The sequence below is a fragment of the Streptomyces sp. NPDC002403 genome, from assembly GCF_053593015.1.
In genome coordinates this window covers 465,406-478,862 of record NZ_JBSFBQ010000001.1, presented here as the reverse complement: position 1 = coordinate 478,862, position 13,457 = coordinate 465,406, and the positions used below count along the sequence as shown (strand labels likewise).

The following is a 13,457-nucleotide window of genomic DNA, read 5'->3' as shown; positions in this document are numbered from 1 at the left end:
CCGGTACCCGCCCCGCCCCGTTCCCGCGCCGTCAGACGGGCACGCCGCCCTGGATCACCCTCAGGTCCGCCGCGTTGGCCTCGGTGACCTTCCACAGCTCCCGCTGCCGGCCGTGCACATCGGCGACGGTCGCCGCGTGGTCGTCGAGCAGCCCGGCCGCCCGCTCGGTGAGCCGGGCCCCCAGGTGCCGGTCGTGGACCGAGATGCCCCACTCCGGACGGTCGATGTCGGCGAGGAAGTACGCCATCTTCGGGTGCGAGATCAGGCTGATGATCGGCGTGCCGCAGCCGAACGGGATCATCCCCGCGTGCCCGCGCATCCCGATGACCAGCTTGGTGCGGGCGTAGGTGTCCCGGATCGCGTCGTTGTCGAAGTCGTACATCGGGATCACCGGCAGCGCGATCCCGTGCTCGCGCCGCAGGTCGAAGGCGATCCGCTCGTCGTCCAGCGAGTGGGCGACGCACCGGACCTCGGCCCGCTCGCCGAGCTTGCGCACCGCGGTCGCCATCTCGCCCAGGAAGTGCCCGTAGTCGTGCCCGAAGCGGAGCCCGGAGCGGTCGTAGGCGGCGTTGATCAGCACGGTGTCCTCGCGCCGCTCCGGGTCCGTCCAGCCGTCCACCAACTGCCTGGTGACCGTGGTCGGGCAGGGCTGGAAGCGCACCTTGTCGTGGAGCGAGGCGGGCAGCAGTTCGCGGACCTTCTCGATGGAGCCGTGGTTGCGCAGCCCGAAGAACGAGGCCCGTTCGACGAGCCTGCGCAGGCTGGAGAGGAACCTCTCCCGCCCGTGCCCGTACGCCTGGCCGTCGAAGGCGTTGAAGCCGACCGCGTACACCATGACGGGTACGTCGATCCGGTCGAGCAGTTCGTCCGGGACGTTCCACTGCCAGCCGCTGTTGCCGTTGGGCGCGGTGTCCGGGATGAAGAGGCCGCCGCCGCCGATGACCAGGCCCCGGCGTTCGTTGACCCGCTCCAGCGCGGCCTCGTCGAAGAGCCGGTGGGCGTGGACCGAGTGCCACCGCCGCGGTCCGGTGTCCCGGCCGAAGGCCAGCCGTACGCTCTCCGGCAGCAGCTTGTCGCCGGCGTTGCCCTGGCGCTCCATGTAGAAGGCGACATGGGCCAGTTGGCCGGAGGCGGGGCCCTCCACGGGGGCGGCGAGGTCCGTGGTGCGCGTGTGCATCAGCCGGTTGGCGCGGTGGGTGGGGTCGACCGCGAGGCCCTTCAGGGCGTACTCGGCCGCCGCGCCGTCGTCGCCGTGGATCCAGGCGATCTGGGCGAGGCGGGCGAAGGCGGTCGCGGCCCGGTTGGGGGAGGCCGTGGCCAGCAGCAGCCGGGCGCGGGCCTCCTCGTAGCGGGAGACGCTCATCAGGGCGTGGCCGAGCACCTCGTGCGGCCAGGACTCGTCGACGGGGATCCGGACCCGGCCCAGCAGATCGGCCGCCTCCTGGTACTCGCCCACCGCGATGTGGGCGGCGGCGACCTTGCGGGCGGCCTCCGGGGAGCCGGTGCGCGCCACGTGCGGGGTGCCGTAGTGGACCAGCAGGTCGGGGTGCTTGGCGCCGGGCAGCTCCAGGTACGCGGAGTGGAACTCGGCGTCGGACAGCTCGAATTCGTGCCAGCGGCTCTCCGCCTCGCGGTAGCCGGCCTCGCCGCCCTGCCAGGGCTTGTGCCGCCCGGTGAAGTGCAGGATCGCGGTGGAGTCGGGGACCGGGAGGTCGCCGGAGAGCCGCCGCTTGACGAAGTTGTAGCGGGCGTCGAGCTGGACGAAGTCGCCGTCGAGCACGGCGTTGAGGATGCCCTGGTCGTGCTTGTCGAGCTCGTACGTGCCGGCCCGGCCGACCTCGTCGAGCCGGGCGCAGAACGCGTCGCTCAGGTACTCGCGCTGGATGACCAGCAGTCCGCTGTTGAGCTTGTGCTGCCCGTAGAAGAACTGCGGTACGGCGGCCAGTCCGTCGCGCAGGGTCAGCAGTTCACCGAGATCGTCGAGGACGACCATGTCGGTGTCCAGGGTGATCACGGTGTCGTAGTCGCGGACCCGGAAGACGTCGAGGATGAAGTAGGCCTTGCGGACCAGGTAGTTGTCCTGGTCGCCCTTGGCGTACGAGTCGTAGTGCCCGGCGTCGACCCGGCGGAAGTCGACGCGCGGGTGCAGGGCCCGGATCCGTGCGACGGAGGAGGGGCGCAGCCCGTCGTGCAGGACGAGGAAGTCCTCGCAGACGTTCGGGTTGGACAGGGCCAGGCTGCGCAGCAGGGCGAGGAAGCCGGGCAGGTAGTTCTCGTCGACGAAGCTCGCGAAGGCGACCCGGCGCTTGCCGGTGAGCGGGTTGGCGGGCGCGGGCGAGGCGGGGAGGGCCGTCGCGGAAGGAGGCGTAACGGTCGTCGTCATCGCAGTCGGATCCTCATGTCGGTGACGCTCTGGGCGCGTTCCATGACCCACGCCTTCTCGCTGGTGTACTCGTGCACGGAGGTGATGGGCATCCGCATCGCGTCGGGCAGGCGGTAGGCGCCGCTCTCGTAGAAGTCGAAGCCGATCAGGTCGATCCGGCTGCTGACGTCCAGGTGGTCCAGGAGCCACAGCATGTTGAATCCGGTGGTGGGGATGGCCGGCCAGACGTCGGCGCCGACGCGTCCGATGTCGCGCAGCGGCCAGCGCAGCGACTCGTCGCCCAGGTACTGCTGGGCGCCGGGGACGAGGCGGTTGCGCAGGGAGTGCTTCCAGTCGCCGGAGACCCCGCCGAAGACCAGCCGGGTGTGGACCTTCTGGTCCCAGTTGAACCCGTGCTTGTGGATGGTGGCGTGGATGTCGGTGCGCCGTCCGGTCGCCGCCGGGTCGATCCGGTACGAGTTGAAGCGGACGACCAGGTCGTAGCCGTCGATCTCGGCGCCCATCGAACTGCTGCCGACGCGCTGGGAGTTGGCGATGAGGCAGATGGACCTGCCCGCGATCCGGTTGCGGAACTCGCCGACCGTGGTCCACTCGACGCCGCCGAAGGTGGGGTCCTCGACCGGGCCGCGCATCCGGCTCCGGCGCTGTTCGGCGTAGAGGCCGACGAGCCCGGTGAGCCCGGCCACGGCGCCGGGGTCCGTTCCGGCCTCCTCCATGGCCAGCCCGAGGTACTGCGAGGTGGCTTCCTGGAGCTCCGTCACCGGGGCTCCGGCGCGCTCCTGGGCGAGCAGGGCGCCGACCAGCCGGGGCTCCGCCCGGTCCCAGTCGCCGCGCGCCTGGAGGGCCAGGCCCTCGGCCCAGGTCTCGGTGACGGGGTGGTCGGCGTACTCGGCGGCGGCGGGGCAGTCGCGCTCCAGGCCGCGCAGCAGCTCGTCCTGGAGCCGCGCGCCCGCCCGCAGCCCGACGACCTTGGCCGCGACACCGAAGCCGTCGTCCTCGGTGTACGAGAGGTAGCGCTCGTACGCCTCGATGGCCGCGGTCTCCGCGCCCATCGCCTCCAGGGTCCTGGCCCGCAGCCGCCAGCCGGCCCGCGAGCCCTTGCGCTGGGTCAGCACGGTGTCCCCGATGAGCACCGCGAGCTTCAGCTCGTCCTCGTAGCCGCAGTCCAGCGCCTTGTTGCCGACCGCGAGCAGCGGGTCGAGCAGTTCGTCGGCGAGAGCCGGGGCGGAGGCCGTGCCCGCCTTGCCCGGGCGCCGCATCAGTGGGATCGGGGAACCGGCGGCCGGGGGGCCGGCGGGCTGCGTCGTGGCGTGCACGGCCAGCAGATGACGCAGCGCCTCGCCCAGTGCCGTACGCCGCCGGTCGAGCCCCGCCACCAGTTTGGTGCTGTGCGCGGCGCAGGCCCGCAGGCACACGTCCACGTCGGTCGGGGTGACGGAGGCGAGCGGCGAGGCGGCACCGCCGGGCGGGGCCGCGTCACGCTGCCGTGACCAACGGGTGCGGGCTTCTCTCATGGCGCTCCAAGCGTCTGTGCCCGTGGGGGGAGGGGGCGTGTCCGGTCGTGCGGTCACCGGAGCGCACCGGGGCCCCGCCCCGTCGGGGGGCGGATGCCCGGCGCGTGTGTTCGGTTCCGCGTCACGCTAAGAAACCTGAGCGGCCGCCGGATGAACTCGCCCTTTCGGTACCGGAAACTGCGCACCGACCCCGCAGGTACGCGCGCTGGTCAGCGCCCCCCGTACCGTGCCTCGATGCCCGCGACGATCAGCCGCAGCCCGTCCTCGAAGCGTTCGTCGTAGTGGTCGAAGATCTCGGCACCGGCCGCCGCGGCGAGCGGGTACGCGGACATGCGGGCGGCCCGCGCGTCGACGTCGAAGCCGTCCCGCCGTTCGTCCGGCATCGGCCGGACGCCCTGTTCCTCGGTGACGAAGCCCATCGTGTACGCGTACGCGGTGGTGCCCGCCCGGACGGCCTGCCACAGCTCGAACCCGGCGTCGACCATGGTCCGCAGATGGACCTCCAGTCCGTCGGCGTGGTCGGTGCCGGTGAACCTGGCGCCGCTGTAGACCTTGGCCCCGTCGCGGTAGCGCAGCAGGGCGGCGCGCAGGGCGCTGTTGTACGCGACGAGCTGGTCCTGCCAGCGCTCCGGGGCCGGCCCCGGCAGGTCCTCGGCGAGCATCCGGCGGTACATCACCGTGGCCATCTCGTCGAGGAGTTCCTGCTTGTCCTTGAAGTGCCAGTAGAGCGCGGGCGCCTTGACGTCCAGCTCACGGGCGATGGCGCGCAGGGTGAGGCCGTCGAGGCCCACCTCGTTCAGCAGCCGCAGCCCGGTGTCGGCGACCCGTGCCCGGTCGATCTTCGTCGTACCCACCTTGACAATTTAACAGCGTTAAGCACACACTCCGAATCATGGAACTTAACAGCGTTAAGGAAATCGAGGTCCTGATTGTCGGCGCCGGGCCGTGCGGCCTGGCCCTCGCCTGCGACCTGGCCCGCCGCGACGTGCGCGCCCTGGTCGTCGAGCAGGCGCCCACGCTCTTCCCCGGCTCGCGCGGCAAGGGCATCCAGCCGCGCACCCGGGAGGTGCTGGACGATCTCGGCGTCGGCGACGCGGTGCGCGAGCACGGCGCTCCGGCCCCGGTGGGGATGGTCTGGCAGGACGGGAGGCGGCAGCAGGAGTACGACATGTTCCGCCGCGCGGCCCCGACGGAGACCGAGCCGTACGGGGAGCCCTGGCTGATGCCGCAGTGGCGCACCCAGGAGATCCTGCTGGCCCGGCTGCGCGAACTGGGCGGTGACGTCGCCTTCTCCACCGCGCTGACCGGCCTCGGCCAGGACGCGGACGGCGTCACCGCCCACCTGGCCACGGGCCCGGTCCGGGCCTCCTTCCTGGTCGCGGCGGACGGCGGGCGCAGCACGGTCCGGCGCGCGCTGGGGATCGCGATGACCGGTGAGGACGTGGACCCGGCGCCGGTGCTGGTCGCCGATGTGCGGGTGGCCGAGGACGCGCTGGACCGGCTCAACTGGCATGCGGTTCGCGGGGAGCAGGGCTTCCTCACGCTCTGCCCGCTGCCCGGCACGGCGGACTTCCAGCTGGTCGCCCAGTTCGAGGAGGGCGAGCCCGACACGTCCCCGGAGGGGGTGCGCGCGCTGGTCGCCGCCCGTACGCATCTGGCGGCCCGGGACATCACCGAGGTCCGCTGGTCGTCCGATTTCCGGCCGCGCGCCGCGCTGGCCGACCGGTTCCGCGACGGCCGGGTCTTCCTGGCGGGCGACGCCGCGCACGTGCACTCCCCCGCGGGCGGCCAGGGCCTGAACACCAGCGTGCAGGACGCGTACAACCTGGGCTGGAAGCTCGGCCTGGTCCTGCGGCACGGGGCGCCGGCCGCCCTGCTCGACAGTTACGAGCAGGAGCGCCGCCCGGTCGCCGCCGACATGCTCGGCCTGTCCACCCGGATCCACCGGGGCGAACAGGAACGCGGCGCGGCCGCCCAGCAGCTCGGCCTCGGCTACCGCGAGGGTCCGCTGTCGGTGGGCCGGGCCGGCGCCCTGCGCTCCGGGGACCGCGCCCCGGACGGCCCGACGGCCGGGGGCCGGCGCCTCTTCGACGTCTTCCGGGGTCCGCACTTCACCCTGCTGGCGGCCGGTACGGACGCCGCCCTCCCGGCGTTCGACGGCGACCTGGTGCGCGTGCACCGCACGGACGCCCACGAGGCGTACGGGAAGGGCCTGTTCCTGGTCCGCCCGGACGGCTACATCGGCTGGGCGGGCGAGGACACCCAGGGCCTGGCACGGTACCTGACCCGGTTCGGACTCTCCCCGGTCACGGCCTCCTGAGCCGGAACGTCACACGCTGCTGAGCGAGAGCTTCGCCGCGAAGCCGAGGAAGAGCAGCCCGGCCGCCGAAGTGGCCCCCGCCGACAGCCGCTTGCGGCGGCGGAACGCGGCGGACAGCCGGGTGCCGCCGAATATCAGCATCGAGAGGTAGAGGAAGCTGGCGATCTGCAGCAGCGTGCCCAGCACCAGGAACGACAGCGCCGGATAGGCGTAGCCCGGGTCGACGAACTGCACGAAGAACGAGATCAGGAAGAGGATCGCCTTCGGGTTGAAGAGGCTGACCACCAGCGCCCGCCGGTACGGCCGCTCCATCGCCGCCGCGGCCGCGGGCCCGGCGTCCTCCTCGGTCAGCTCGGCCATCCGCCGGTGGCGCTCGCGCCACATGGTCACCGCGGCCCGCAGCATGCCGATCGCCAGCCAGGTCAGATAGCCCGCGCCGGCGTACTTGACGACGGCGAAGAGTACCGGCGTCGTCTGAAGCAGCGACGAGGCCCCGAGCGCGGACAGCGTCATCAGTACGGTGTCCCCGGTCCACACCCCGGCCGCCGCCACATACCCGGTCCGCACCCCGCGCCGGGCGGCGACGGAGAGCACGTACAGCGAATTCGGTCCCGGCAGCAGGACGATCAGCACCAGGCCGGCGAGATAGGTCGGAAGATCGGTGACACCCAGCATGAAACGGAGTGTCGCACGCGGGTACGACACTCTGTCCAGGGGGTTCGGGAAGGCGCCGGGTCAGTCCTCGTCGCCGTCGAGGAGGCGGTCGACGGAGAGTTTCATCTCGACGCCGACCACGTCCGGCACGGTGAACGAGGTACCGCGCTTGTGGTGCGCCTTGTTCTTGTACTCGCCGCCCCGGGGGTCGGTACAGAGCAGCACGTCGCAGTGAGCCTCCCCCGGAGAATCTCCACGCGATGCCCAGGCAGTGAGCGTGCGAGCCGGTCGGCGGCCTCGCCGAGCGTCAGCTCCGGCTGTTCCTGCACGTGCACCTGCTCCTCGTGCTGTATTACGGCCACGGCATCCTCCTTTCGGGGACCACTGTTCATGAGCTTGTCCACGGTTGCGGACATTCAGCGAGAGATCACCCGCACGGGTACCCGCCCCCTCAGAACGCGTCCGACGGCACATACCTCCCCCACACCTCGCGCAGCGCGTCGCACACCTCGCCCACCGTCGCCCGCGCCCTGAGCGCGTCCTTCATCGGGTACAGGACGTTGTCCGTGCCCTCGGCCGCCTTCCGCAGCCGGGCCAGCGCGGTGTCCACAGCGGCCTGGTCGCGCCCGGCGCGGAGCTCCGCCAGGCGGGCCGCCTGCTCGGCCTCGATCGCGGGGTCGACGCGGAGCGGCTCGTACGGCTCCTCCTCGTCGAGCTGGAAGCGGTTCACGCCCACCACGACTCGCTCCGCGCTGTCGGTCTCCAGGGCGATGCGGTACGCGGAGCGCTCGATCTCGCTCTTCTGGAAGCCGCGCTCGATCGCGCTGACCGCGCCGCCCATCTCCTCGACCTTGGCCATCAGCTCCAGGGCGGCCGCCTCGACGTCGTCGGTCATCGACTCGACGACGTACGACCCGGCGAACGGGTCGACCGTGGCCGTGACGTCCGTCTCGTACGCCAGGACCTGCTGGGTGCGCAGGGCCAGCCGGGCGGACTTGTCGGTGGGGAGGGCGATCGCCTCGTCGAAGGAGTTGGTGTGCAGCGACTGGGTTCCGCCGAGGACCGCGGCCAGGCCCTGGACGGCGACGCGGACCAGGTTGACCTCGGGCTGCTGGGCGGTGAGCTGGACACCCGCGGTCTGGGTGTGGAAACGCAGCATCAGCGACTTGGGGTTCTCGGCGCCGAACTCCTCCCTCATCACCCGGGCCCAGATCCGGCGGGCGGCACGGAACTTGGCGACCTCTTCGAGGATCGTCGTACGGGCGACGAAGAAGAAGGAGAGCCGGGGCGCGAAGTCGTCGACGTCCATGCCGGCCGCGACGGCGGTACGGACGTACTCGATGCCGTCGGCGAGGGTGAACGCGATCTCCTGCGCGGGCGAGGCCCCGGCCTCGGCCATGTGGTACCCGGAGATCGAGATGGTGTTCCACTTCGGGATCTCGGCCCGGCAGTACTTGAAGATGTCGGCGATCAGCCGCAGCGAGGGCCCCGGCGGGAAGATGTACGTGCCGCGTGCGATGTACTCCTTGAGCACGTCGTTCTGGATGGTGCCGGTGAGCTTCTCCGCCGGGACCCCCTGCTCCTCGCCGACCAGTTGGTACAGCAGCAGGAGCAGCGCCGCCGGGGCGTTGATCGTCATGGACGTGGAGACCCTGTCCAGCGGGATGCCGTCGAACAGGACCCGCATGTCGTCGATCGAGTCGATCGCGACGCCGACCTTGCCGACCTCGCCGGACGCGATCGGGGCGTCGGAGTCGTGGCCCATCTGGGTGGGCAGGTCGAAGGCGACGGACAGCCCGGTCGTCCCGTTGGCGATCAGCTGCTGGTAGCGGGCGTTGGATTCCGTCGCCGTACCGAAACCCGCGTACTGGCGCATCGTCCACGGCCGGCCGGTGTACATCGTGGGGTAGACGCCGCGTGTGAAGGGGTAGGCGCCCGGCTCTCCCAGCTTTTCGCCGGGGCTCCAGCCGTCGAGTGCGTCCGGCCCGTAGACCGGTTCGATGGGCAGTCCCGACTCCGACTCGCGCGTCATCTGCTGTGCCTCCCGCTGAAGCTGCTCAGTAAAGCTACTTGCTGGTAACCACGGTTCCCGCGACGGACTGTAGCGGCGGGCGCGGGACCGTTGGAGGGGCAGGGGCTGGGACCTTGCTCACAGCCCCTGCCCGCGGCCCCGTCTTTGCTCTTCCCCATCATGCGCGGGCTTTGGCAACCGGGCAGAGCGGGAATCCGTCCAAGGGGACACCGGACACCCAGGGGGCCGAGATGATGGACAGCACCACCAGGAGCACATCGCGCGCCGGGACACGGGGCCCGGCGCGGACCGGCGGACGGGGCAGGGCGGGGGCCGCGGCGGTGCTCACCGTCCTCACCCTCGCCGCCGCGACGGCCGGCTGCCGGGCGCAGGCCACCGGCAGCGCGCCGGCCGCACCGTCGGCACCGCCGAGGGCCACGGCCACCGACGACGGCAAGCCCGAGCCCGCACCGTCGTCGCCCGCCGCCCCGTCGCCGACGGCCACCGCGTCGCCCACACCCGAGCCGGACCCGCAGGGCAGGACGCTGATGGCGAGCGGATCCGAGGGCGGGCAGGTGCGGGAACTCCAGGCCCGGCTGCGGCAGATCGGCCACTTCGACCGCAGCCCCACCGGCTACTACGGCACCGTCACGGTCGCCGCGGTCCAGTCCTTCCAGGGCAAGCGCGGCCTCTCCCGTACGGGGAGGACGGACACCCTCACCTGGCAGAAGCTGCTCGGCATGACGCACGAGCCGACGGCCGCCGAGCTGAATCCGCCGACCACGCGGACGGTCGCCAAGCCGGACAAGCGCTGCATGACCGGCCGGGTCCTCTGCATCAGCAAGAACAGCCGGACGCTGTCCTGGATGATCGACGGCCACGTCATGTCGTCGATGGACGTCCGCTTCGGCTCCCAGTACACGCCGACCCGCGAGGGCACCTTTTCGGTCTACTGGAAGTCCCGCCACCACGTGTCGACGATCTACCACACGGCCATGCCGTACGCGATGTTCTTCAGCGGTGGCCAGGCGGTGCACTACTCGGCGGACTTCGCGGCCCGTGGCTACGACGGCGCCTCGCACGGCTGCGTCAATGTCCGGGACGAGGCGAAGATCGCCTCGCTCTTCGCCCAGGTGAAGACCGGGGACAAGGTCGTGGTCCATGGCTAGGGCCCGACCGATGGAACCCGCCCGGGGGAAGGAGAAGGGGCGCGGACGGGACCGGGGGAACGTGTCCCGCCCGCGCCATGTGCGCTGAGCCGTAGGTACGGGGGGAACCCCGGCTCTGTGCGCTGCCGATGACCAGTCGGCTCACTCAGTACTGCGTCACGGCCTCGAAAAACGTCACACCCGGCGATGGACGGCCGAAAATAGCCCCTCGCGCGGGGCTCCGCTCAGCCCGAGGTCCGGACCGAAGGCGTCAGGGAGACCGGGGTCGAGGGCAGCCGCACACCGTTGGCGAACCGGACCGATGAGGACATGGCGGCCCCGGAGTCACTGTTCGCGTTCGAGGCGCCGTCGCCCTGCTCGTCCTCGCCGCTGTCCTCGCCCTCGCTGTTCCGACCGTTCTGGCCCTTGGCGGATCTCGCGATCACGCGGTCGCAGAACAGGTCCAGGTTGTGGGCCCCCTTCGCCAGCGCTTCGAGCTTGCGTCGCTGGTTGTCGTTCAGCTTCCCGTCGCGGTAGTCGCGGCAGGCCTTGAGCGCCTTGGCGTACCACTCGCCGGAGCCGGCGTTCCCGGAGTTCTCGGGCGTCCTGCCGTTCTCGGCCCTGCCCGCGGAGCCGGTCGCGGCGCCGCCGGGCCTGCGCTCGCCGCCGCCGTCGCCCTTCTTCGCCCGGCCCGAGCTACCGGGGGCCGGGTCACCGGTCGGGACGGAGGGGTCCTCGGCCGGCGCGGAGGTGCCTGTCCTCGGGGAGGCGGGCGGCGCCGACTCGGGGGTCTCCTCCTCGGTGATCCCCGAACCGAGCTCCTCGGACGTCGGCGCGGCCGAGACCGAGCTCGCCGGCAGGGGGGCGTCCCCGCCGAACGGCCCGGGAAGCATTCCGGTCCCCGCCGCCACGGCCACCCCGCCGAGCGCACAGCCCGCGAGGGAGGCGACCAGGCCGAAGCGGACGGGCCGGCTCCAGCGCGAGGAGCGGATACGGCCGGAGCCCGCGGACGGCGCGGAGCCGACGGAGGCGACCCCGATGCGCACCGGTTCGGGCAGCTCGGCACCGGCCGGCCGGGCCGCCTTCCCCGCGCCGCCCTTCACCTGCGCGTCCGCCCGGGTCCTCGTACCCGCCGAGTGGGTGGCGGTGCGGAAGGCGGCCAGCGCCGCGGCCTCGCCGGGCAGTTCACCGGCGGCCGGGCGGACGGCCCGCGCGGCGGCGTCCAGGGCGGCCACGAGCCTCTCGGCGTCCGTACACGACTGGCCTCCGACGGGATCGACCGGCTCGCCGCGGAGCAATCTCTCCGCCGCGTCCTTGTCAAGCCATTCGTACCGCTCGTCGGCCATCACATGTCCTTCTGCGTCCACGGACGCGAATGCGTCACACCGGCCGGCGCCGCCAGGCCGTTGCGGGCGGGGCGCTGGGCGGGCACCGCGTCGAGTTCCGCCGTCCGGTCCGCCGTGCTCCGGTGCGCGCCGGACGGCCCCTCCGGATCGCCCGCGGGGGCGGCGCCGTCGGGGCCGTCGGCGTCCGTTCCGCCGGGGCCGGCGTCGGCGCTGCCGGTGTCCGTACGCAACAGCTCGGCCAGCCGCTTCAGGCCGCGGTGCGCCGCCGTGCGCACCGCCCCCGGGCGCTTGCCCAGGGTCTGCGCGGCACTCTTCGCGTCCAGACCCACGACCACCCGCAGCACCACGGCCTCGGCCTGGTCCTGCGGCAGCTGGGCGATGAGCGACATCGTGCGGCCGGTGGCCAGGGCCTCCATCGCCTCGCCCGCGGTGTCGGACTCGGCCGGCCGCTCGGACAGTTCGGACTCGTCGCCGCCGATCGCGGGGCGCCTGCCGCGCATCCGCAGATGGTCCAGCGCACGGTTGCGGGCTATGCGCGCCGCCCAGCCGCGGAAGCGGTCGGCGTCGCCGCTGAACCGGTCGAGGTCACGCGCTATCTGCAGCCAGGACTCGGACGCCACGTCCTCGGCGTCCGGCTCCCCCACCAGTGTCCTTATGTAGCCCAGCAGTCGCGGCTGCACAGCGCGGTACACAGTACGGAAGGCGTCCTCGTCCCCGTCCTGTGCCGCGAGCACCGCGGCGGTCAGCTCCGCGTCGTCCCCCAGCACTCCCTCAACCTGCCCTGCTGTCCCGAATCGCAGCTGGTCATCACTGCCGCGCCACCCTGCGCGACTCCGCACGCTACGTCCTCGGCGGGGGTCGCGTCCATGTCTTGTACAACCCGCAACATTCCTCGGCCACCTGGCGGTGTGACAGAAAACGCAGCGGCGGCGCTGAGTGGAGTACGGGGTCGTCCTACGGCCCCGCGGAAGACGACCGGGGCCTCTCCTGTGGGGGGTGGCGGCCCCGGTCGTCCTCGTTTTTCCCGCTCCGACCAGGCGATATGCGGGCCACGGGGATTCACATGACCAACGCGTGACCAACGCGGCCGAGTGTTCAGCCGGCCCGTCCCGGCCGAATGCACCGCAGCGCCCCCTGCTCGAACGATGGGCAGATCCACTGTCCGCGTCGATCCGGCCAGACTCTGCGCTCGCCTTCTCGAAGCAGTGGCAGCAGGTACGGACAGCGGGCGTCGCGCCCTTACCCCTGAGCTGTCCCGTGGCCGGCGCTACGGAGCAATCCCCACATCGCCCTCGCTTGCCGGGCACGCCTCCCCGAGAACGGCCACGCCGCGTCGCGAATTCGCCCTGGTCACCGACCACGGCCTGGGCCACCTCGCACGGCTGTCACCTCGGTCGACCATGTGATGCGGGCCACTCTTCAAGGCGCGCACGCGACCGCCTCCTCCGCACGCGGGTCGTCTCCCGATCTCTCGATCAGCAGAAACTCACGAGCGCAATTGCGCAGTCGAGCTGCGCATACACGGCGAGGCCGGGGCACGGACCTGACCTACGACCCCGACCGCACCTGGTACGCCCCGGAGCACGTGAAGCTCGTCGTGGAAGTCGTCTCCCCCCGAGTCCGCCCACCGCGACCGCACGGTCAAGCTCCACAAATACGCGGAAGCCGGCATCCCGCACTACTGGTGCATCGAGGACGAGGACGGCGCACCCGCCGTCCACGTGTACGAGCTCGACGAACCGACGAGCGCCTATGCCCCCGCCGGTATCTTCCGGGGCTCCCTCCAGCGCCCGGTGCCCTTCGAGATCAGTCTCGACCTCAACAAACTCACGCCTCCCCGAAGCAACTGAACACGTAAGAGACGGGACCCACCGGAGTCCGGCCCTCCAGAGCCGCATGTCCGGCCGTCCCGCATGCCGTACCACCCGGCTCCCCTGCGGACCGGCCTGACCCGCGACAGCCCCCAGAGGCCGACTCGCTGGTCGGACGCCGTGGCCACCGCGCGGCCAACCCGCCGGCCGGCCCATCCGAGTTCCGTCAGAGCGACGCGACGCGCCGTCCCCGAAGCCGCCTTGCGAGCC

The 13,457-nt window shown here is 72.0% G+C and carries 10 protein-coding genes and 1 pseudogene; 3 read left to right on the top strand and 8 right to left on the bottom strand.

The genetic code is table 11. From position 1 onward, the window contains the following. Nucleotides 1–31 precede the first annotated feature (31 nt). From ACWCPY_RS02225 to ACWCPY_RS02215, 3 genes are all read right to left on the bottom strand, one after another. The gene (locus ACWCPY_RS02225; protein WP_451262365.1) at nucleotides 32–2,383 is read right to left on the bottom strand and encodes a glycosyltransferase; all 2,352 of its coding nucleotides are present in this window, start codon (nucleotides 2,381–2,383) and stop codon (nucleotides 32–34) included. After that, nucleotides 2,380–3,897, bottom strand: coding sequence for a hypothetical protein (locus ACWCPY_RS02220; RefSeq protein ID WP_451262364.1), 1,518 nt, complete (start codon nucleotides 3,895–3,897; stop codon nucleotides 2,380–2,382). The genes ACWCPY_RS02225 and ACWCPY_RS02220 overlap by 4 nt, the downstream gene beginning before the upstream one ends. Before the next feature lie 209 nt (nucleotides 3,898–4,106). Continuing rightward, nucleotides 4,107–4,751 carry a TetR/AcrR family transcriptional regulator C-terminal domain-containing protein gene (locus tag ACWCPY_RS02215; protein ID WP_451262363.1) on the bottom strand — a complete coding sequence of 215 codons (645 nt, stop codon included), beginning with the start codon at nucleotides 4,749–4,751 and terminating at the stop codon, nucleotides 4,107–4,109. 38 nt (nucleotides 4,752–4,789) lie between these two features. Between ACWCPY_RS02215 and ACWCPY_RS02210 the strand changes: the two genes are divergently transcribed. Continuing rightward, on the top strand, nucleotides 4,790–6,217 hold the full coding sequence (locus ACWCPY_RS02210) for an FAD-dependent monooxygenase (protein WP_451262362.1): 1,428 nt from the start codon (nucleotides 4,790–4,792) through the stop codon (nucleotides 6,215–6,217). Nucleotides 6,218–6,226: 9 nt separating this feature from the next. Here ACWCPY_RS02210 and leuE read toward each other — a convergent pair whose 3' ends face one another. The 3 genes from leuE to ACWCPY_RS02195 all read right to left on the bottom strand — a co-directional run bounded on the left by leuE (nucleotide 6,227) and on the right by ACWCPY_RS02195 (nucleotide 8,903). Then, a complete protein-coding gene (gene leuE, locus ACWCPY_RS02205; RefSeq protein WP_451262361.1) occupies nucleotides 6,227–6,892 on the bottom strand; it encodes a leucine efflux protein LeuE in 666 nt (221 codons plus the stop codon). Between the two features lie 60 nt (nucleotides 6,893–6,952). After that, entirely contained in the window at nucleotides 6,953–7,096 is a 144-nt protein-coding gene (locus ACWCPY_RS02200) for a hypothetical protein (RefSeq protein ID WP_451262360.1), read from the bottom strand. Between the two features lie 226 nt (nucleotides 7,097–7,322). After that, a complete protein-coding gene (locus ACWCPY_RS02195) occupies nucleotides 7,323–8,903 on the bottom strand; it encodes an acyl-CoA mutase large subunit family protein (protein WP_451262359.1) in 1,581 nt (526 codons plus the stop codon). A 233-nt stretch (nucleotides 8,904–9,136) separates the two neighbouring features. On the opposite strand from ACWCPY_RS02195, the gene ACWCPY_RS02190 reads away from it, so the two are divergent. Then, entirely contained in the window at nucleotides 9,137–10,051 is a 915-nt protein-coding gene (locus ACWCPY_RS02190) for a L,D-transpeptidase family protein (protein WP_451262415.1), read from the top strand. A 224-nt stretch (nucleotides 10,052–10,275) separates the two neighbouring features. Here the strand turns inward: ACWCPY_RS02190 and ACWCPY_RS02185 are convergent, their stop codons facing one another. Together ACWCPY_RS02185 and ACWCPY_RS02180 are read right to left on the bottom strand one after the other, a co-directional pair. Beyond that, nucleotides 10,276–11,376 (bottom strand): hypothetical protein, encoded by a 1,101-nt coding sequence (locus ACWCPY_RS02185; RefSeq protein ID WP_451262358.1) that lies wholly within the window; start codon nucleotides 11,374–11,376, stop codon nucleotides 10,276–10,278. Continuing rightward, the gene (locus tag ACWCPY_RS02180) at nucleotides 11,376–12,143 is read right to left on the bottom strand and encodes an RNA polymerase sigma factor (RefSeq protein ID WP_451262357.1); all 768 of its coding nucleotides are present in this window, start codon (nucleotides 12,141–12,143) and stop codon (nucleotides 11,376–11,378) included. Before ACWCPY_RS02180 ends, ACWCPY_RS02185 begins: the two co-directional genes overlap by 1 nt. A 770-nt stretch (nucleotides 12,144–12,913) precedes the next feature. Here ACWCPY_RS02180 and ACWCPY_RS02175 point away from each other — a divergent pair. Next, nucleotides 12,914–13,226: pseudogene (locus tag ACWCPY_RS02175) on the top strand (Uma2 family endonuclease); the annotation flags it as partial. Nucleotides 13,227–13,457: the final 231 nt, after the last annotated feature.

Coding starts and splice junctions, on each gene's coding strand:
- ACWCPY_RS02225 (WP_451262365.1), bottom strand. CDS start 2,383: ATGACGACGACCGTTACGCCTCCTTCCGCGACGGCCCTCCCCGCCTCG.
- ACWCPY_RS02220 (WP_451262364.1), bottom strand. CDS start 3,897: ATGAGAGAAGCCCGCACCCGTTGGTCACGGCAGCGTGACGCGGCCCCG.
- ACWCPY_RS02210 (WP_451262362.1), top strand. CDS start 4,790: ATGGAACTTAACAGCGTTAAGGAAATCGAGGTCCTGATTGTCGGCGCC.
- leuE (WP_451262361.1), bottom strand. CDS start 6,892: ATGCTGGGTGTCACCGATCTTCCGACCTATCTCGCCGGCCTGGTGCTG.
- ACWCPY_RS02195 (WP_451262359.1), bottom strand. CDS start 8,903: ATGACGCGCGAGTCGGAGTCGGGACTGCCCATCGAACCGGTCTACGGG.
- ACWCPY_RS02190 (WP_451262415.1), top strand. CDS start 9,137: ATGGACAGCACCACCAGGAGCACATCGCGCGCCGGGACACGGGGCCCG.
- ACWCPY_RS02185 (WP_451262358.1), bottom strand. CDS start 11,376: ATGGCCGACGAGCGGTACGAATGGCTTGACAAGGACGCGGCGGAGAGA.